The following is an 18868-nucleotide window of genomic DNA, read 5'->3' on the forward strand; positions in this document are numbered from 1 at the left end:
TAGGGCTTGCTTAAACAGTCTTTTCGTGAATGACAGAAATCAGAATTAAACGCAGATGAACACAGATAATTTTGTACATCATTAGACTAGGAAATGCTATGTACCAACTTTATGTAAGCTTGCACAGAATAATAATCATCCTCATTCATCTGCGTTTATCGGCGTGCATCTGCGTTTAATTATTATCGAAATCCTATTTTAGTCAGCTTCATATTAACTTAGTATGAGTAGTTTGCATATAACGATAAATTGCCGTAATATTTCGAGCATCATCAATACCTCTATGATGTGTACCCTGTAATTCCATTCCCAAACGTTCCAAAGCTTGTGCCATACCAAACTTATGAGACACACCCAAATATTCTGAAAATTCCGTTTTAATATTTCTGTGTTCTGCACCAAAAGGATAAGGAATATGATGAAATTTACAATCTTGTAAAAATTGCGATTTATCGTAATTACCCCAAGAACAAAATATATTATTAGGAAATAAATTCATCCAATCAGTTAATTTTGACATAGCTTCTGGGAAATTCGGTGCTGCGTCAACTTGTTGCTGAGAAATGCTAGTCAATTCTGTACAAAAAGCTGTAAGTTGCGGATTTCTCACAGGTTTAATAAATTGTTGAAACTCATCATCAATTTCCCAAGTTTGACGATTTAGCATTACCGCACCAATTTCAATAATTTCCATCTGATGACGGGGAATGCTCTTTTGATGACAACAAGTAGCTTCAAGATCAATGATCAAAAAGTAGTGATTCATAGGTAATTGGTAAATTTATTATATCCCCGACTTCTTTGAGAAGTCGGGGATATTATTTTTATGTTATTTACAAATTCATGAAAAAGGTTTGAGCCATTTTCGTAAAATAGCAATATCTAAAGCAAAAGCAGCAAAGGCAAACCACAATATACTTTCTCCTGCTAAGATTAAAAAAGGCAAAACCGGATTATTTATATGCCAACCAACTTCTATTTGAGTTAAACCCCGCACCAAACCAAAAGCCCAAACTCCACCAGTTTTCAGATGAGGATTGGCATCTACGCGGATAATATAACGATAGGTGACACCAAATAGAAACCCAGAAAACCCGGCGATAACACCATTTAATAATATCTGTAAATTTACTATATCAATTTTATCATAACTAACCAAGGGAAAATACTTATCCAGCCATAAAACATTAATAAAGCTAGTGCTAAGGAAAGCTAAACCTAAAGATACGCTACCAATTGCTCCCGCTTTGAGGGATTCTAACCGTTCTGCCATTAATTCCATAATTTTTCTAACTCTCCTACCAATATAGTTAATAAATCCACTGCGTTTTCCCAGTATGATGAATATTAGAGCCGTTTTGTAATTATTTGAAAAGTAGAACTATGATTTTGACACTGGGTTGGGTATCGCTGTTAGTTGTGTTTACTTGGTCTATTTCTATGGTAGTTTGGGGACGCAACGGACTATAGAGGCATCGTGGAAAGTCCATTTTTGGGTATTTTAGCCGTATTTGGTGTAGTGCTGCTAGTAGGAGTCACTGGTGGTGTTGTTTATCTAACATTAGCAGATTGGCGCGATCGCCGTCGTCTCGAAGACGAAACCCGCGAAGCCCGACGTAGCACTAGCAAGCGAAAATGATTCTCTTACAGCTGACGTATAGCTGTATTTTGCGTTAAAAAGTGTTTATGTAGGGATAACAGCTATTCGTATCCCTACATAATCTATATTTATTGTTAAATTATATATAAGACCAACATTAAAGCAGATATCCAGGGAATAAATTCCCTGTCTAATAGCCAAAGTCGGTTAAAACCGACTAATAATAATTCTCTCTCTTCCTCTTTGCGCCTTTGCTCCTTAGCGCCTCTGCGCGAAATAAAATTAATTAAGTAAAATAGAAAAAAATATACCTGTCTATAGCCAAAAACTACAAACAAGTACAATTAAAAATAACAGTAGTTTATTAAAAAAACAAAATTATTAGTCGTTATCCCACTCTTCACGTCCGATTAAATCACCAATGCGATCGCGGAGTAAAAAATCACATTTCTCTAATTCACATTCTACACAAACCCACTCTCTAGCCGGAATGAACTGGCAAAGTGTATATATTGGCTGTTGACGACCAACCATTCCCCTCTCCACCAGTCGGCGTGCTTCGTCTTGAATAACATTCAGAGAGTAGTAATTGTAATTGATAGAAGGCACCGTATTCACACTCATGGTTTTTTTCTCACAAAATTACATCAAAAATACATTTAGATAGCGTTCCTGTTATGCACGAGGAACAAAGATGGCAATAATTAAACCTGTGTTCAGGGTTTTGTAGTTTGCTATACGGAACTATTATCATTTTGACGCTATACACCTCTAAATTATCTAAAGAAATGTTAAGTTTGTCAAGAAAGCGTGACATTCATGGTAATTGAATTTGATATTCCTAAGATAACAGCAGTTAAGTTTACTAATCAAACCTAGATATTTCTATTTTTAACATTTTTTAACATTAATTTGTATAAAAACTATTAAAGTTATACTAGATTTGCTATGACGTTAACTGTATTAGTATATATAGGCTTATGGCGTTTGACCTCTACCCTAAGACACAGGATTTGCAATACCCATAATTCTCTAAAAATAGGGAATCAAGGCATTGCCCATTATCCCCATCTAGATGGTTTTAACAAGCAACAAGTTCCAGATTTATGGATATTTTGGGAAACTTTAGATCAATCATTCGGTAATCTCTTCTGCTCCCTCATCCATACTTGACAATGTCCGTTTTTGCTCCAGTTGATTTAACAAACTCAGCACTTTAGTACCTCGTTCTATAGAACGATCTTCCACAAAAATTACTTCTGGAGTCCGTCTTAATCTGACCCTAGAGCCAAGCTCACTGCGAACGTAACCTGTAGCTGACTTTAAACCAGCCATTGTTTCCGTCTTCGCTTCCTCAGTTCCATAAATGCTTACAAATATGGTAGCGTGTTGTAGATCCCCAGAAACATCCACATCAGTAACACTGACCATTCCCATACCCACACGGTCATCTTTAATACCGTTGAATAGCATTTGGCTAACTTCCCGTTTAATTAATTCAGCAACGCGGGAAACGCGGCGATTTGTAGCCATATAAATTCCGCCTTCTCACAGAGGTTTAATAACATGATTCTAAATGCAAATTAGAGTGGACAGAGCTTGATGTGATAAAATCAACAGCAACAGTCCAATAAGCTCAACCCTTTCCTGGCTTTTGGTTTAGATTGGATTCAATCCCAGCATAGCCCGCACGGTAAGCGTTACGAAAAAAAGACCACCGGCAAAAAAGCCTAAAATAGCAATCAGCGTCACAGGACGTTTCAAGAATGGAAACAGCGGCTCAAGGGTGTTTAGAAAAATACCCAAGACGATACTAATCAAGTACCGAGGGTAGCGAAAGACGTTATCCCAAAATCCATCAAACATTTGAATTTAGACTGCCTTATTATAAACTTTATTGATTAGTTAGTTTTTAGTTTAATCGTAAGTAGATGGTAAGTCAAATCCCTAAACAAACTTACCCACGGCCATTTTTAAAGTGGGCTGGGGGTAAGACTAGATTAATTTCGCAATATAAAGACTATTTTCCTCAGCATTATCAGACTTATTATGAACCATTTTTAGGTGGGGGAGCAGTTTTTTTCTATTTGCAACCATCCAAAGCAGTTTTAACTGATATTAATGCAGATTTGATTCTTACTTATCGGTGCGTTAGAGATGATCTTGAGGACTTAATAACTTTGCTGCAAGCACATAAGCAAAGACATAATTCAGATTATTATTATGATGTGAGAAATTCTTATACTGGGACAGATTTAGAAAAAGCGGCTCGGTTTATTTATCTGAATAAAACTTGTTTTAATGGACTTTATCGGGTTAATTCTCAGGGTAAATTTAATGTCCCTGTGGGAAAATATAAAAATCCTGGTATTTGTCAAGAAGAAATTTTGAAAGTGGCATCGGTCGCACTCAAGAAGGTAGAAATTAAACAAGCTAATTTTGATGAAGTGCTAAATTATGCAACTGGTAGTAATGAATTTGTTTATTTTGATCCTCCCTATTATCCTCTAAATAAAACTAGCAATTTTACAGCTTATAGTAATTTTTGTTTTGACGAGAATCAGCAAATCAAACTCAGAGATATTTTTATTAAATTAGCTAATAAAGGTGTAAAGGTCATGCTATCTAATTCAGATTGTCCATTTATTCGTGATCTTTATAGTGATTTTAATATTCACACCATATCAGCAGCGAGGTCAATTAATTCTAATGCTCAAAAGCGAGGGAAAATTACTGAAGTATTAGTAACTTCTTATAAAAAATTGTAGGTTGGGTAGAACGAAGTAAAACCCAACATTCTTAAAAACGGTGAAACCCAACATTGTTAAAATGGTAAAACCCAACATTGTTAAAATGGTAAAACCCAACATTGTTAAAAACTGTAAAACCCAACATTGTTAAAAACGGTGAAACCCAAAATTCTAAAAAACGGTAAAACCCAAAATTCTAAAAAACGGTAAAACCCAAAATTCTAAAAAACGGTAAAACCCAACATTGTAAAATCTAACATTTCCATGAAAATGTTGGGTTTCCTTGCGTCAACCCAACCTACGGAATTGACTTTAATTGTTTTTAGCTTCAGCATGACCGTTACGAATAGACCATGCTAATTCCAACATTTGTGTCCAGCGTTTTTGGAGTTGTTTAGGAGTACATTGAACAGCTTTAGAAATAAGTAGATCACTTTGACAGGCAGTTTTTAATTCAAAAATTTGCTGTTGCTGTGGTGTAAGTTGATGCCAAAAAATATCCCATTGCTGGGAAGATAAACCTAACTTATGTTCTAAACCAGCACCTAACCATTGATGAACTAATTGCCATTGGTGCTGTTTGGCAAACTTCTCAACGTGATATTTAAATCTTTGCTGCAAATAATCGCGTTGACGACTAGTTAAACCCAGAATTTGATCAATTTCCGGTGCAGAAAGATCCTGGAGTTTGAGAGTCAAGTAATTCATACAATCAGATTGTCCTTGAGACTCCAGATATTTCATTAATTCGGTAATCACTCGATTGCGTTCCGACTCTTCAGAAGGGTCAAAACCAGGTTTAGCAATCATTTGTGAGCGAATTTGCTGCACTGCCACATTGCGTTGATAAGATTCTGCTTCTTCCGTTTTCGCAGAATCCACAGCCATTTCAATATCTACAGTAGTTTCTTGGGGTTGACGACGGGCAAAACCTTGAGCGCGTAAAACAATTAATTGCTGATTAGCACCACCAGGTAAATTAATCCGACGTTTGGCATATTGTTCTGTAAACGCCATATATTCAGCTACTTGTAACTGAGTCCGAGGGGTGTAATTTTCAGGTAATTCAGTTTCTCGACGAAAAGCTTTAATAGCTTCGATATAAAAAGCTTGTAAAAAATCTTCAATCAGATTGTAACGAGCCTCAAACCCTAAATCTGAGCCAGCAACAGTAACGTGACGATAAACAATTGCACCCAAACTGCTGTGTAATTCTACCCGTCCTTGTTTAGAACCAAGTTGATAGTAACGTAAACACTTTTGTAAACGATGTCTTCCTAAAGTAATTTGCCAAGACTGAATTTGTCCTGAGTTTTGAATGCGAGAGCTTTTATCACATATCCGTTCTACTTCTTTGGCTATGCGGCCAACGACATCTTGCACACCAGACGTAGCAGCTTTAACTTGAGATTGCATCTCATGGGATAAAAGTTGCACCAATGTATCACTGGTGGGAATGGACAATTCTTCAAGAGAAATATAGCTATCAAAAGCAGATGTAGAATTAGGCAGATTGGCGATGTTAGCTTTCATGACTTTTCTATAAAATTGGTATTGCACCTTAACTCAAATGCAGATACGGTATTTAATGCCAGTCTCAGGAGGGAAAATCTTTGGAGATTTATTCCTCAAAATTCACCAACTAGACTGCTGATATGTAAATACTGTAGGAAATTTCCAAAGTTAAGGGCTTGTTAATTGTGTCGGTTTGTTTTTAGCAACTAAATCAAAGATGGCATATAAGATATTCACTGTGAGGGCAAATTGCCAAATTGCCAAGAGCCTAGTCATAGTAAGATTGGCTGATAGCCTGTATGGCGTAGCCATGATTACATGACTAAGGATGACAGCACCTGGAAGGATGACAATTTCAAAATTGGCGTAAGGTGATCATATAATTAGCGCAACGGAGTCCAAAACAAGGGGTTGCACTTGTAAAGCTTTATTCTTAAACCCAAGTAGCTACAGCTTCCCAACCTAAACCTCTCCGAATAATAACTGGTTCTTCATCGGTCAAATCTAAAATGGTAGACACTTGATATGTAGGTTCTTCGGCAGTGTCAATAATGATATCTACCAATTTATCCAAATGGTCATATAAATCTACCCTTGTCAAAATTGGTTGTTTTCCGTTCTCAACTATTTCCTGGTCTTCGTCATTTGCTCTAATATGAGCCGAAGTAGAAATAATCGGGTTTCCTAATGCTTCCATTAATGCCAAACAAACCTGATGATTTGGCACTCGAATTCCTGTGGTTTTGCGTTTGGGACTTTGTACTATTCGTGGTACGAGTTTGGTAGCAGGGAGCAAAAATGTGTAGGGTCCTGGTATTAACCGCTTCATAATCCGGTAGGCTGTATCACTTACGGAGGCATAAGTCGCCACATTGGAGAGTGAGGGACATAAAAATGTCAGTGGTTTATCATTTGCTAACTGTTTGATTTGCCGCACTCTTTCCACCGCCGACTTGGAATTCAAATCACAACCAATTGCGTAAACTGTATCTGTAGGGTAGAGCATGATAGCGCCACCTAATAGCGCTAACTTTATTTCCTCTATTCGGCGGCTTTGAGGATTATCAGGATGAATGGTGAATATTTTGGCCATAATGATTATTGGTAATGGGTAATGGGTAATGGGTAATGGGTAATTGGTAATTGGTAATTGGTAATTGGTAATTGGTAATAGTTTTACCACTGACAACTGTACGGGCGAAGCATTTAGAGAACTATTTTTGGTAATGACCGATAATTTATCTTCCAAATGCTTCGCCCCTACTGACAACTGTACGGGCGAAGCATTTGGAGAACTATTTTTGGCAATGACCGATAATTTATCTTCCAAATGCTTCGCCCCTACTAACAACTAACAACTGTACGGGCGAAGCATTTAGAGAACTATTTTTGGCAATGACCGATAATTTATCTTCCAAATGCTTCGCCCCTACTGACAACTAACAACTGTACGGGCGAAGCATTTAGAGAACTATTTTTGGCAATGACCGATAATTTATCTTCCAAATGCTTCGCCCCTACTGACAACTAACAACTGTACGGGCGAAGCATTTAGAGAACTATTTTTGGCAATGACCGATAATTTATCTTCCAAATGCTTCGCCCCTACTAACAACTAACAAATAAATTTATGAATAAAATCGCTTATCTTCAATGCCCAACAGGGATTTCTGGTGATATGTGCTTGGGGGCGTTAGTCAGTCTCGGTGTGCCTGTGGAGTATTTGGTGGAAAAACTCAATGGCTTGGGAATTGAGGCAGAATACCGATTACGGGCGGAATTGGTTCACCGTCAAGGTCAACAAGCGACTAAGGTTGATGTGGATTTGGTTTCTCATCACCACCATCATCATTCTCATAATGAACATGATCACCACCACACCCGTCATTTGCCAGAAATAGAGGAGATGATTCTCAAGGGGAATTTGCCAGTGCGGGCGGAAGCTTGGAGTTTAGCTGTTTTCCGACAGTTGGCAGTGGCAGAGGGGGCTGTTCATGGCATCGCACCGGAAAAAGTTCATTTTCATGAAGTGGGGGCTGTGGATGCCATTGTGGATATTGTTGGTACTTGCTTAGGGTTGGATTGGTTGGGTATTGATAGCGATCGCCAGGGTTTGCCTTTGCTATACTGTTCTGCATTTCCAACTGGAGGTGGTACTGTTAATGCGGCACATGGAAGAATGGCTGTACCAGTACCAGCGGTGTTAAAGTTGTGGGAAATGCGGGGTTGTCCAGTTTATAGCAATGGTATTGACAGAGAATTGGTAACACCAACGGGGGCGGCGATCGCTACTACCTTAGTACAAGACTTCGGTTCACCACCACCAATGACTATCAAACAGATAGGATTAGGGGCGGGTTCTCTAGATTTACCCATTTCTAATATACTACGGCTCTGGTACGGTGAAAATGAATCTTTACAGACTGATAACTCTGATTTAGGGGAATATTCTCCAAATCTAGAAACTATTACTGTCCTCGAAACTCAAATAGATGATTTAAATCCTCAAGTATTCGGTTATGTGTTTGAGGCTTTATTTGCTGCGGGTGCGGTGGATGTTTTTACTCAACCCATAGGGATGAAAAAGTCACGAACTGGAATTTTATTAACTGTGATTTGTCATCCTGAAAAGTTAGCTAGTTGTGAGGATGTGTTATTTCGAGAAACTAGCACTTTGGGGATTCGTCGTACTACTCAAAAACGGTCAATTTTACAACGAGAAATGCAAAATGTAGACACTATTTATGGAACAATATCGGTAAAAGTGGCATGGACAGGAACAGCTACAGAAAAGGTAATTACTAATGTGCAGCCAGAATATGAAGATTGTGCAGAATTAGCACGAAAAAATAATATTCCTTGGCGAGAAGTTCATCGTTTGGCGTTAGAAAGTTGGTATTTGCAAAATCAAAATTAACAAAAACAAGATCCCCGACTTCTCTAAGAAGTCGGGGATCTAAATCCTTTTAAAATGAAGAAAATTATCCGGTGGTTGATTTTGGGTGGAACGCTGTTTTTTTTATTGAAAGCGTTAAAAGATAATTGGTTAGGAGTTAGTGCTATTCGGATTAATATTACCGGATGGTTAATATTAGCAACTGCTACAAGTGTAACTTTATTGGCACATATTTGGGCAGGTTGGATTTGGACTTGGGTACTCAGGGAGTTAAATCAATCTGTATCTGCTATTGAGTTTATCCAAGTTTATTTAAAAACGAATATTGCTAAATATTTACCTGGGAATGTCTGGCATTATTATGGGCGAATTATAGCGGCTAAAAATGCTAATGTACCTACAAATATTGCCACTTTAAGTGTTTTGTTAGAACCACTATTAATGTTAGCAGCAGCTTTAATTATTATTGTTTTATTTGGTAGTCAACTTATTGTTAATAGTATGAATTTTAATTTAATTATTCTCCAATTTTTAGCTTTAATAATTGTCTTAGGTGTACTTGATCCCAGATTTTTAAATCCAGTTATTCAACTTTTAGATCGTTGGAAAAATAAAAAACCTGATGGAGAAAATCAGCTAATTGATATTTTTATAATTAAACGCTATCCGGTGAAACCATTATTAGGAGAATTAGTTTTTTTAGGGTTGCGGGCTGCTGGATTTATATTAACTATAATGGCGTTAACTTCTGTAAATTGGGAGCAAATACCCTTATTAGTGGGGGCTTTTAGTTGTGCTTGGGTATTGGGGCTAGTTGTTCCTGGTGCGCCTGGTGGTTTAGGAGTATTTGAAACCACAGCGATGTTACTGTTACAATATCATTTTCCGGCGGCTTTGGTGATTAGTGCGATCGCTCTTTATCGTCTCATTAGTATCTTAGCAGAAACCACCGGAGCAGCCCTAGCTTGGCTATTTGAAAGGATTTAATCAATTTTATATCTATGCTCATTTAGGAGTCACCGAGATTTGATGTTATAATTTTGGTGAAATAAAATCGGGCAAATACTAGAAGGACAATTAGAAAGGCAATGAGGGAATGAGTGAAGATATCAGGCTTGATATAAAAGTTCCCTGACAAACAAATAAGCAAAGCAAAATTTGTTCAGCCAGAGAAGTTTATAGTAAGTGAGGCTTTATATTTAAGTGAGTCAAAATAGCTATTTTGCAAGAGTTAAATATTCCTAAATAGAGAGAAATTATACTAATGCTGTTGCTATAACCATCACTGCTTGAGCAGGAGTTAGACGTGCTGAACCGTTGGCAGCTAAGAATCCAGCGAGGGCGGTAGCAGCAGCAGCAGCATCACCACCACTAACAGTAGCGGATTCTTCCAAAGAGAGTTCAGTAAACAGTTCCTTATGTTCGAGATTATTAATTTTTGACATAATTGTGTTCTTCTTAATTAGGCACATCTAATCAGAAAACCAAGTAATTATTCACTCCCCTACTCTCTGAAAAGTTTCCGAAAAACTTATGAAAAAATTAATTGAGGGGTAGGGAAGTGAACATTTAAGGAGGAAATTGTCTATGGTTTTACTAAGTTTAAGAAATGCGCCCACCTCACTTTGAAGTAGCGAGTATCTGCTTGAATTTCTGGGAATCTGGGGCGCATTATTCACTTCATTTGATAGAACAAATGAATGAAAGGCTACAGAGCGATTATGCCAATGTTGTTATTGATGCTAGAACACCTTGAGCAGGGGTTAGCGGCACACCACCGTTAGCTGTCAAGAACACGGCGACCGCATTAGCTCCTTGAGCAGCACCAGCACCACCATTCATCTCAGCAGATTCTTCATTAGACAATTCGCTAAACAATTCATTATTTTCGATAACTTGCATGATGTTTTTTCCTTAATTAACAGAATGAAGTCCAAGAATGAAGTGGCACTTTTCTCAAGCAGAAAGGTACACACATTGCTCGCACAGTTCACGAAAAAAGTTAAATTTCACAGTTAAAAAGACGCTCAAGAATTTGAAAACTAGGAAACAACATCCCGGAGGATAGCTTCACTAGCAGGTGTAGTTTAGAGCCAAAGTAAAATATTCACTAATGCTCAAACTTCCTTGCCTCTTTGTGAACTTGATGGTGAACTGTCCTTACTTTCTATAACGAACTCCCAAAACAAAATATTCCGAAGTTGGCAAGAAAATTTGGAAGCCTTGCTGAATAGGTATTGAGCAAGCGCAAGTAATGGTATTTAGGTTTTTATCAATCAAGAATTCCTATATTTTTTTCTGTTGCATAATTATAAATTTTAGATTTTTCCTCTATCTAGAGTAATAAAAAAAGATAAATTCTATCTCTACTGTTTAGACGATGTTGAATAGATTGGCATTGAGACTTAAATAGGAAGAATCGAAATAAAAATATGCGGTGATATCAAATCCGGGTAATTGCAATCATCGAATATTTTATGATGACCAAGCTGCGACCCGTCTATGCAGTTAGTGTGAGACATGGAATGTAAATAAGAAAATATAGAGAAAAAAGATTTGGTTTCAAACCCATAAATTTATATAGTGTTAATCAACATTCTCTACATTTCCTTATTTGAGAAAAAAGTATAAATGCTGAATTTCCATATTTGTTGATGAAAGCGTTATTCAAGTAAATTGAATTTACGCTCCAATTATCACAAAAATAATCCTGTTATTCAGCAATTTGCACATTGGAAAGACTATTTGTTGCCTAGTTAATAGCCTATCTATCAAGGACATATTGTATGTTATCAGCGCAGGAATCATGGTCTTATTCTTCAGAGACTTGGCTTGACTCAAACTATCGCCAGAGATTAAAAAAAATTGCTAACAAATATACTAGGGGTACAGGCATATCTTGGGAAGATGCCGTTCAAAATGCCCATTTGAAAATATTTCAGGGTCTGCAATCTGGAAAGTTTAGAGAAGGAGGATTAGAAGAATTTTATCGCTGGGCTGCTACAGTAGCCCGCTGTGCGATTATTGATTTTGTCCGTCAAGAAAATCTGCGAAAATGCCAAAGTTTAGATTGCAATATCCCTGGAACAGATATAGCCCTGTTAGATACAATTACTGATGAATTTAATATTTTGGAAGCAACAGAAAGGGCAGATTTAATTCTTAAAGCGATAGAGAAAATTTATCAACTAGATCAACAATATCCACGCCAAAACTATCTGAAATTATGGCAAGGTAAAATTGATGGAAAAACACAAACTCAACTAGCTGGAGAATTGAGAGTTAGTCAGAGTGAAATATCCAAACGATGGCAGGAACTTTTAGGACGGATTGCTGATTCTTTAGGACTACTTAAAGTTGAAGATTTCAAGGGCAAACTGCAAGAAAATCGCCAGCAAAAGAGAGAATACAATCGTTCAACAAAGCAGTGGTAAGTGAATAAAATACTCAAATTGATTGAAATGAGAGTAAATCCTGATATTTAGAAGCGTCCGAACGTTACATAATATATGGGATTGGATGCGACTACACCCAGAATCCCGGCTCATTGTTAATTTTTGTCGGGAAACTAAATATATGCGTGTAAACTTGAGTAAATCCACATTTTTAAACAGGCAAGCGTCTAATATGCCAATCCCACAACCTGGAGAAATTTGGGAAGTGAGTCGCTTAGTAAGAAGTCCTCTAAAATTCTCAAGTCAAGAACAAGAGACTTTTTACTCTTCCTCAGCACAAAGTTTTTTGGCAGGCAACTCACCACCGCGCTATGTAATGATTGTCAAAGAACCTGAAGCAATTCTAGATACAAATGAGGAGTGGCTAATTTTTTCTGTCATGTTGCTATCAGGAGAAACAGATTTTCTCAGTGATGTAGATTTGCTAATTCCTGCGAAAATATCTGGACTAGAACGAGATTTATTAGCTGAAACATGGCACATTATCCCAGCGTTAGCTTGTAACTTGCTACAGCCAGTTGGTAACAGACTATCACGCCAAATTTATGACTGTCTCCTGACCATTAGAGACTATCATTATGGGTTAGGTAAAGAAGCATCAGTAATATCAGAAATCCAGGAATTAGGTTTAATAAATAGTAGCTTATCTTCTGCAAATAGCTTAAAGATTCAAGATTTTCACAAAGCAGAACAAGCCTGGAGTGATGTCTTGACAGTACCAGTGGCAGCTTGCCAAACTTACTTGAAAAGTATAAACTTCACCAATGCAGTATTAAATGAAGCATTGCAACTAGAACAAGACCTGCAAATTGATAGAACCTGGACTAAGTTCGATGTCAATGAAAAGCCTCAAATTGATTAATTTGAGGCCATGATGTCAAAGTTTTGGAGAAATTTTCATGTTTTCAACAGATTCATGGAGACGCACAGAGTGAAAAAAGATATTAATCTCCAGTAATAGAAAGTTCACTCACCCAAACTCTCGGTGCAACTCCTGCTGGTGTTAACTCAACTTCTTTTTCTACATAAACAATTGATTTCAAAAGTTCCAAGAAATCCCCAGCTACCGTTGCAGACTCAATACTGGTTTTCTCACCTTTGTTAACTAACCAACCATCAAAAGGCAAAGAAAAAGAACCTTGTAAAGCCTTAACACCCGCATGGAGAGCTTGTAAATCATCAATTAAAATCACATTTTCCGCAGTTTCTAAACTCAATTCTTTCTCAGGAGTTCCTGCTGCAAAAACGTGATAAAAATTAGGACTGACACTGACTTTTGCCCCAATACTAGCATTACCTGTAGGTTGAGCATTTAACCGTTTTGCAGTTCCCGCACTATGCAAAAAGCTAGTTAAAATGCCCTTTTCTATTAACTTAATTTGCCGGGTGGGAGTACCTTCACCATCAAAACTTTCAGCCCCAATATTAGCGGGGTGTAAAGCATCATCATAAACTGAAAGTAAAGGTGAAGCCAGTTCTTTACCGATATCATCAGTTTTTGATAAACTTTGATTATCCAGAATACTTTGGGCGTTAAATAAATTGGAAAAAGCCCCCAACAAACTTAAAAAAGCTTCAGCAGAGAAAACTACTTGATATTTACCAGTTTTGATTTTTTCATAATGCAAATGACTGATGGTTTTATCAGCAGTTTCTTGAATACAACCTGCAATATCTAAATCGGCTACACTTTCCTTAACTCGATAAGCACCAGCACTGCGGGGTTTTTTATTTTCCTCTTCAGTTTTGCTGTACAAATAAATAGAAGCTAAAGAATGAGATTCAGTTCTCACAGCACCATCACTATTGAGATAAAATCTGTCAATATCTCTTTGTGCTAAACCATTATAAGGCACACTTGTAATCGCAGGATGTTTTGCCATTAATTCTTTTTCTGCTACTAATAGTTTTTCTATTAGTTCAGAAACAGGTGCTTGCAGGGCTTTTTTCTGATGTGTATTAGGAATAGGAATAGTTGCTTCTGGACTAAAATCAGGAACATTTTCTTTCACCCCAAAAAAGCTGGCTTCGTAAGCAGTTTTTAAAGCTAATTCTAATCCTTGAGGATCTACATCTGTGGTGCTAGTAACACCCATTGTATTTTCTTCATTCCAAACTCTAACTGTCACCCCAGAACGATTGGAAGCTTTGACTTGTTTGGGTTCACCTTGGTCAACTTGAACGCTGGTATCATCTACAGTTGAGCCATAAATATCGAATTTTTTAATGCCAAGTTTGGCAGCATTTTCTTGAGCGTAGGTTGCGATTTCTTGAATGTTAGACATGATTGAATTAATTTTTGAATTTTGAACACAGATGAACGCAGATAAACGCGGATAATATGGTTTATCTGTTTTTAGCTCAATACAGTTTAGTTAAAAATTTTTTCTTCTCTCTGTGTCCTCTGTGCCTCTGTGGTTCGTTTAAAAAATGACTTTCACAAAGAGTTCTAAATTTAACTAAACCGTATTGGTTTTTATCTGCCACCAACGGTAATAGAGTCAACCTTAATGTGGGGTTGTCCAACAGTTGTATAAATACTGCCACTAACAGAACCACAAAAGCCGGGAGCTAATTCTAAATCTTGAGAACATAGGGAGATTTTATTCATGATTTCCTTAGCTTCACCGATGAGAGTAGCACCTTTTAATGGTTTGGTAATTTTGCCATTTTCTATTAAGTAAGCTTCATCAACGCTAAAGTTAAATTGACCTGTTGCGCCGACACTGCCGCCACCCATTTTCTTACAGTAAATGCCTTTATCAACGGAGGCAAATAGGTCTTCTGTTGTGTGTTCACCACAATCAATATATGTATTTCGCATCCGACTAGCGGCAGCAAATGTATAATTTTGACGGCGGCCACTACCTGTTCTGGGGTGTCCAGTCCGCACTGAACCGGTTCTATCAGCTAGGAAGTTTTTGAGAATGCCTTTTTCAATTAATAATGTTCTTTGAGCGGGCATTCCTTCATCGTCCATATCAATAGTCCCAAAGGCGTTATCAGTGCGTCCTTCATCCCAAGCAGTCAGGCTTTCATGGGCGATTTTCTCACCTTTTTTATCGGCAAATGGTGTGGTTTTGTGTTCAATTTGAGTGGTTTCTAAAAGGTGTCCACAGGCTTCGTGGAAAATTACACCGCCAAAATGATTAGCCATAATAATGGGGTAAGTTCCTGATTCTACGTAATCTGCATAAAGCATTTTACCGGCTGATTCGGCGATTTGTTCGGAGGCTTGTTGATAATCCCAGGTTCTCAGGAAGTTAGCGTCACTGGTGTTACCAGCACGTTCGCCAATGGAGGCACGGTTAGCACCGTCAGCACAAAGTAGGTTAAACCCAACGGATTGGGTGAGGCGGATATCACGGGCAAATGTGCCGTCACTGGCAGCAACTAATACTTCTTGCCAATCACGGAAGTAGGAAGCGCGGCGGGATTGGACGTGGGTAGCTTTTTTATTCAGTTGGGCTGTACCATCAAGGAGGACTTCTCCCATTTCGCTGATAGAACTACACAAGGGTAGCCAACCGTCTTTACCGCGTTTTGTGGCGTAGTCTCTGAGTAATTCTAGGTTGATTTCGGGGATGAAACCAGTGGGACCAGGTAGTTGTAAGCCTAAGATGGAAAGGGCTTTTTCTAAAGCAGCTTTTAAACCGGCAAATGTGAGGTTATTGGTGCTAACGTAGCAGTCAGCTTTGCCGCGAAATACTCGCACTCCTGCACCGGTAGCTAAACTGGGGGAAATGCTGGTGATGGTGTCTTCTTCGGCTAAACAACTGATGTAGTTGCGACGTTCTAAGAAGTATTCCACAAAATCTGCCCCGGCGGCGCGTCCTAGTCCCAAAAGGGTTGCCAGGGGGGCTTCCCAAGTGTCATCGAAGCGTTCTGTGGTGGATGAGTATTGTAAACTGGGAAGTTGATTTGAGAGAAGTAGGGTATTTGTAAGCATGAAGTGCCTCGTCTGCTGGCGTTATCTATAGATGTAACTGAAATAATCCTGGTGTGTTCAGTCTAACAAATCTATGAAAGCTGTTGTTGGCAGTTAGGCTGTAGGGTTTTCCGCCATATTGTCTAATTGTTGTTTTGTGACCTCACTTAAGATGCCACCACGAAAGTGATATTGTTCAGCCTGGAATGGTTCTAAAATTTCTGGATCTGGGTATTTTTGCAAAACTTGGTAGCACCAATAAAATAAAGTTCTCAGATATGCACAGGTATCAGGACGAGATAAAATGTGTTCAACTCTAAGTAGTTTTAGTATTTTTCTACCATCTTCTTTTTCATCAAATCCAGCATATATCCTTTTTAATTCATTTTTAGGGTGGGGAATAGTTTCAACATCTTCTGAATTATCTTCTAAAGAAGTTCCTAGAGCTTTATTGATTGCGTGAGAATCAGCGAAGTAGTAGGCTTCAATCATGTTTGCTAAAAAATGAACTGAAGCCCGATTTTTTTGTTCTTGACTTAAACAAGTATCTAAAGCATTGCGATATCTTTCAAATACTTGCTGTGATTGACTAGCTCGATCATTTTCTAAATCATCTATTAGCAATAGATATCTACATGGATTTTCAGATAAATATTTTCTAGCAGGAAATACAATTTTGTCCTCTTCTTTAGTAGTTATTTTGTTGTTACTTCCGGCTATTTTACCCAGTCTTTTTTTGGAAGTTATAGGCGAAAGTTGTGGAATACGTTCTTTGACTATAACTTTACATATACCAAGATTAATGAGATTTTTCAATAAGCTTGGTAGATGCTCTTCTTCAGTTTCACCTGTCACAAATAATCCAAATTCAAAAAAATAGCATGGCTGGCTATTATTATTTTCTCCATTCATTGACTTAATTCCTCAGCATCAGACTGACTTTGGGGGGCAATCATTTCAGCCATATATAATGAACCTGTAGCATATTCTTCTAACAAATCTTGAATATCTGTTATTTCGCTAACCCGTTTCATCACAGTTTGACCATTTTTATCAAGTTCCGTAGCCCATATATTTTGTGGTTCAAATTGACTAATTAAAACTGGTGAATGAGTGGCAATAAATACTTGTTTATTCAATTTTTCTGTAGCCAGTTTCACTGCTTTAGAGAAAACCGCTAATGCCCAAGGATGAAGAGATATATCAGGTTCATCTAGTAAGATTAATGAATAACCATTAGGTTTTTCAGAAAATAAAGCCGTGAGATTAATAAGCATTTGAATATATCCGTCAGATACTCCTGAAGCTTGAATTGGTTTACGTCGTCTTTTATCTAAAAAATTTGCATAAACTGTATTTCTGCCAGTTTGCTCAAAATATAAACCATCGAAAGCTGGGAAACTTTCCCGCATAAATTTCATAATTGTGTCGTATCTATCATCAATTACTTGTCTATCATGTAAGTTTCTCAAAACAGACCATAAATTTTCACATCTATCTTGTAATCTATCACCAGGTTCTGATTCTGAACCGGCTCTTCTCAGATGAAATAGAGAAGCACCTCTTAAATGATAAGAACGTGCAGCACGAAGTAATTTGTCTAACTCTGATGCAGCACCATCACCTTTCCCAAAGGCTACATAGCTAGTTAGGGCAAGTTTTTCAGGTTCTCTGAGAGTGATAGTAGTTTCATCTTCTCCCATAAATTGATAAAATGTTGCTTTATCACTACCTATGGTTCTATTAATAAGTAATTGATTATTAACTTTATTAACTAATTTCTCACCAGCAAAAGCTTCAATTCTCCCTGAAGATAAACCAAATGAAACTTCATATTTAGTTGATTCATCTTCTATTTCAATTAATATATTATCTATTTCACTTGCGCCATCCCAAAGAATACCAATTCCATGATCTCTAAACGAGGAAGCTGAATCAACACCTCTAATTGCACAATCTCTAATAAACCAGATTGTATCTAGAAATGTTGATTTTCCCGCTCCATTGGGACCAAAGAGAATATTGAGGGAATCAGGTGTAATATAAACATCTGCCAGGGAGCGGAAGTTCTTGATGTGTAAATGATTGAGTTTATTCAGCATGATAAAATTTTACTTCAACAAGGTGGATGCCTGGATGTAGTTTACACCAACTATTAAAATTGTTGACAATTTATCCGATGTCCAGGATTAATGATATTATTTAAATGCAAGCTCTATTGTACCAATAAAATCGGCAAAGCAAATTATCTGATTTTGACTATGATATCTTTTATCCAACTATCAACACCCTCCTTCCCCTCAATGATTATTTTATCGAGGGTGGATAATTGCCGACTTGACTGTATTTTGTTTCTAAATATTGCGAAAATTGATTTAAAACCAATTTTTATTCAGCAGTTTGTTACTGACAATGACCACAAACATTAACATACCAAACTGAATTTGCCAAGGTGATAACACTAAACTTACAATAAAAATGACGGCTGTGAACACACCTGCAATATTGGTGATTTCATCATCATTTCTTTGGAAGAGATAGCCAGTCATTACACCTGTAACTAATGTTATTAAGAAAAATAAAGGCATTTTCACTAATCTCCAAACTACGAGCTACTGTTTAATACCAGTAGATTTTAACCTTCTTCAAGAACGTTATTAACATTATACTTAAGTAAGACAAAATGGCAACAAATTTATTCTCAAGTGATGAAATTAGCTATTC

Annotated in this window: 21 protein-coding genes; 7 read left to right on the forward strand and 14 right to left on the reverse strand. The window is 37.3% G+C overall.

Annotation, left to right across the window (positions count from 1 at the left end):
- Positions 1-208: 208 nt before the first annotated feature.
- Together HGD76_RS10490 and HGD76_RS10495 are read right to left on the reverse strand one after the other, a co-directional pair.
- The gene (locus tag HGD76_RS10490) at positions 209-766 is read right to left on the reverse strand and encodes a 3'-5' exonuclease (protein WP_168695743.1); all 558 of its coding nucleotides are present in this window, start codon (positions 764-766) and stop codon (positions 209-211) included.
- A 75-nt stretch (positions 767-841) separates the two neighbouring features.
- The gene (locus HGD76_RS10495; RefSeq protein WP_168651778.1) at positions 842-1282 is read right to left on the reverse strand and encodes a hypothetical protein; all 441 of its coding nucleotides are present in this window, start codon (positions 1280-1282) and stop codon (positions 842-844) included.
- Positions 1283-1383: 101 nt separating this feature from the next.
- Here HGD76_RS10495 and petN point away from each other — a divergent pair, with 101 nt between their 5' ends.
- Positions 1384-1470, forward strand: a complete 87-nt coding sequence (gene petN / locus HGD76_RS10500) for a cytochrome b6-f complex subunit PetN (RefSeq protein ID WP_013189847.1) — start codon at positions 1384-1386, stop codon at positions 1468-1470.
- A 7-nt stretch (positions 1471-1477) separates the two neighbouring features.
- Positions 1478-1639: a hypothetical protein gene (locus HGD76_RS10505; protein ID WP_015079329.1), complete on the forward strand. Its 162-nt coding sequence runs from the start codon at positions 1478-1480 to the stop codon at positions 1637-1639.
- A gap of 342 nt (positions 1640-1981) precedes the next feature.
- Here HGD76_RS10505 and HGD76_RS10510 read toward each other — a convergent pair whose 3' ends face one another.
- The 3 genes from HGD76_RS10510 to HGD76_RS10520 all read right to left on the reverse strand — a co-directional run bounded on the left by HGD76_RS10510 (position 1982) and on the right by HGD76_RS10520 (position 3466).
- Positions 1982-2224 (reverse strand): DUF4327 family protein, encoded by a 243-nt coding sequence (locus HGD76_RS10510; protein WP_015079328.1) that lies wholly within the window; start codon positions 2222-2224, stop codon positions 1982-1984.
- Positions 2225-2734: 510 nt separating this feature from the next.
- Entirely contained in the window at positions 2735-3133 is a 399-nt protein-coding gene (rbfA, locus tag HGD76_RS10515) for a 30S ribosome-binding factor RbfA (RefSeq protein WP_168632543.1), read from the reverse strand.
- A 126-nt stretch (positions 3134-3259) separates the two neighbouring features.
- A complete protein-coding gene (locus HGD76_RS10520; RefSeq protein ID WP_015079326.1) occupies positions 3260-3466 on the reverse strand; it encodes a DUF751 family protein in 207 nt (68 codons plus the stop codon).
- Between the two features lie 65 nt (positions 3467-3531).
- Between HGD76_RS10520 and HGD76_RS10525 the strand changes: the two genes are divergently transcribed.
- Positions 3532-4368, forward strand: coding sequence for a DNA adenine methylase (locus tag HGD76_RS10525; protein WP_168695744.1), 837 nt, complete (start codon positions 3532-3534; stop codon positions 4366-4368).
- 294 nt (positions 4369-4662) lie between these two features.
- On the opposite strand, the gene HGD76_RS10530 is transcribed toward HGD76_RS10525, so the two are convergent.
- Both HGD76_RS10530 and HGD76_RS10535 read right to left on the reverse strand, forming a co-directional pair.
- The gene (locus HGD76_RS10530; protein ID WP_168695745.1) at positions 4663-5883 is read right to left on the reverse strand and encodes a HetZ-related protein; all 1221 of its coding nucleotides are present in this window, start codon (positions 5881-5883) and stop codon (positions 4663-4665) included.
- Positions 5884-6298: 415 nt separating this feature from the next.
- Positions 6299-6958 carry an L-threonylcarbamoyladenylate synthase gene (locus HGD76_RS10535; protein WP_168697421.1) on the reverse strand — a complete coding sequence of 220 codons (660 nt, stop codon included), beginning with the start codon at positions 6956-6958 and terminating at the stop codon, positions 6299-6301.
- A gap of 537 nt (positions 6959-7495) precedes the next feature.
- Here HGD76_RS10535 and larC point away from each other — a divergent pair.
- Together larC and HGD76_RS10550 are read left to right on the forward strand one after the other, a co-directional pair.
- Positions 7496-8782, forward strand: coding sequence for a nickel pincer cofactor biosynthesis protein LarC (gene larC / locus HGD76_RS10545; protein ID WP_168695746.1), 1287 nt, complete (start codon positions 7496-7498; stop codon positions 8780-8782).
- 54 nt (positions 8783-8836) lie between these two features.
- The gene (locus HGD76_RS10550) at positions 8837-9748 is read left to right on the forward strand and encodes a lysylphosphatidylglycerol synthase domain-containing protein (RefSeq protein WP_168695747.1); all 912 of its coding nucleotides are present in this window, start codon (positions 8837-8839) and stop codon (positions 9746-9748) included.
- Between the two features lie 269 nt (positions 9749-10017).
- Here the strand turns inward: HGD76_RS10550 and HGD76_RS10555 are convergent, their stop codons facing one another.
- Positions 10018-10206, reverse strand: a complete 189-nt coding sequence (locus HGD76_RS10555) for a hypothetical protein (protein WP_039201479.1) — start codon at positions 10204-10206, stop codon at positions 10018-10020.
- 274 nt (positions 10207-10480) lie between these two features.
- Positions 10481-10663: a hypothetical protein gene (locus tag HGD76_RS10560; RefSeq protein ID WP_168695748.1), complete on the reverse strand. Its 183-nt coding sequence runs from the start codon at positions 10661-10663 to the stop codon at positions 10481-10483.
- 884 nt (positions 10664-11547) lie between these two features.
- Here HGD76_RS10560 and HGD76_RS10565 point away from each other — a divergent pair.
- Together HGD76_RS10565 and HGD76_RS10570 are read left to right on the forward strand one after the other, a co-directional pair.
- Positions 11548-12195 carry a sigma-70 family RNA polymerase sigma factor gene (locus HGD76_RS10565; RefSeq protein ID WP_015079318.1) on the forward strand — a complete coding sequence of 216 codons (648 nt, stop codon included), beginning with the start codon at positions 11548-11550 and terminating at the stop codon, positions 12193-12195.
- Between the two features lie 193 nt (positions 12196-12388).
- Positions 12389-13078: a hypothetical protein gene (locus HGD76_RS10570; protein ID WP_233467167.1), complete on the forward strand. Its 690-nt coding sequence runs from the start codon at positions 12389-12391 to the stop codon at positions 13076-13078.
- Between the two features lie 82 nt (positions 13079-13160).
- On the opposite strand, the gene HGD76_RS10575 is transcribed toward HGD76_RS10570, so the two are convergent.
- From HGD76_RS10575 to HGD76_RS10595, 5 genes are all read right to left on the reverse strand, one after another.
- A complete protein-coding gene (locus HGD76_RS10575; RefSeq protein ID WP_168695750.1) occupies positions 13161-14501 on the reverse strand; it encodes a TldD/PmbA family protein in 1341 nt (446 codons plus the stop codon).
- Positions 14502-14692: 191 nt separating this feature from the next.
- Positions 14693-16165, reverse strand: coding sequence for a TldD/PmbA family protein (locus HGD76_RS10580; RefSeq protein ID WP_168695751.1), 1473 nt, complete (start codon positions 16163-16165; stop codon positions 14693-14695).
- 93 nt (positions 16166-16258) lie between these two features.
- Positions 16259-17056: a DUF4276 family protein gene (locus tag HGD76_RS10585; RefSeq protein WP_168695752.1), complete on the reverse strand. Its 798-nt coding sequence runs from the start codon at positions 17054-17056 to the stop codon at positions 16259-16261.
- Positions 17053-18246 (reverse strand): AAA family ATPase, encoded by a 1194-nt coding sequence (locus HGD76_RS10590; protein WP_199308340.1) that lies wholly within the window; start codon positions 18244-18246, stop codon positions 17053-17055. The genes HGD76_RS10585 and HGD76_RS10590 overlap by 4 nt, the downstream gene beginning before the upstream one ends.
- 273 nt (positions 18247-18519) lie before the next feature.
- A complete protein-coding gene (locus HGD76_RS10595; protein ID WP_039202163.1) occupies positions 18520-18732 on the reverse strand; it encodes a hypothetical protein in 213 nt (70 codons plus the stop codon).
- Positions 18733-18868 lie beyond the last annotated feature (136 nt).

The organism is Dolichospermum flos-aquae CCAP 1403/13F (assembly GCF_012516395.1).
Classification (GTDB): domain Bacteria; phylum Cyanobacteriota; class Cyanobacteriia; order Cyanobacteriales; family Nostocaceae; genus Dolichospermum; species Dolichospermum lemmermannii.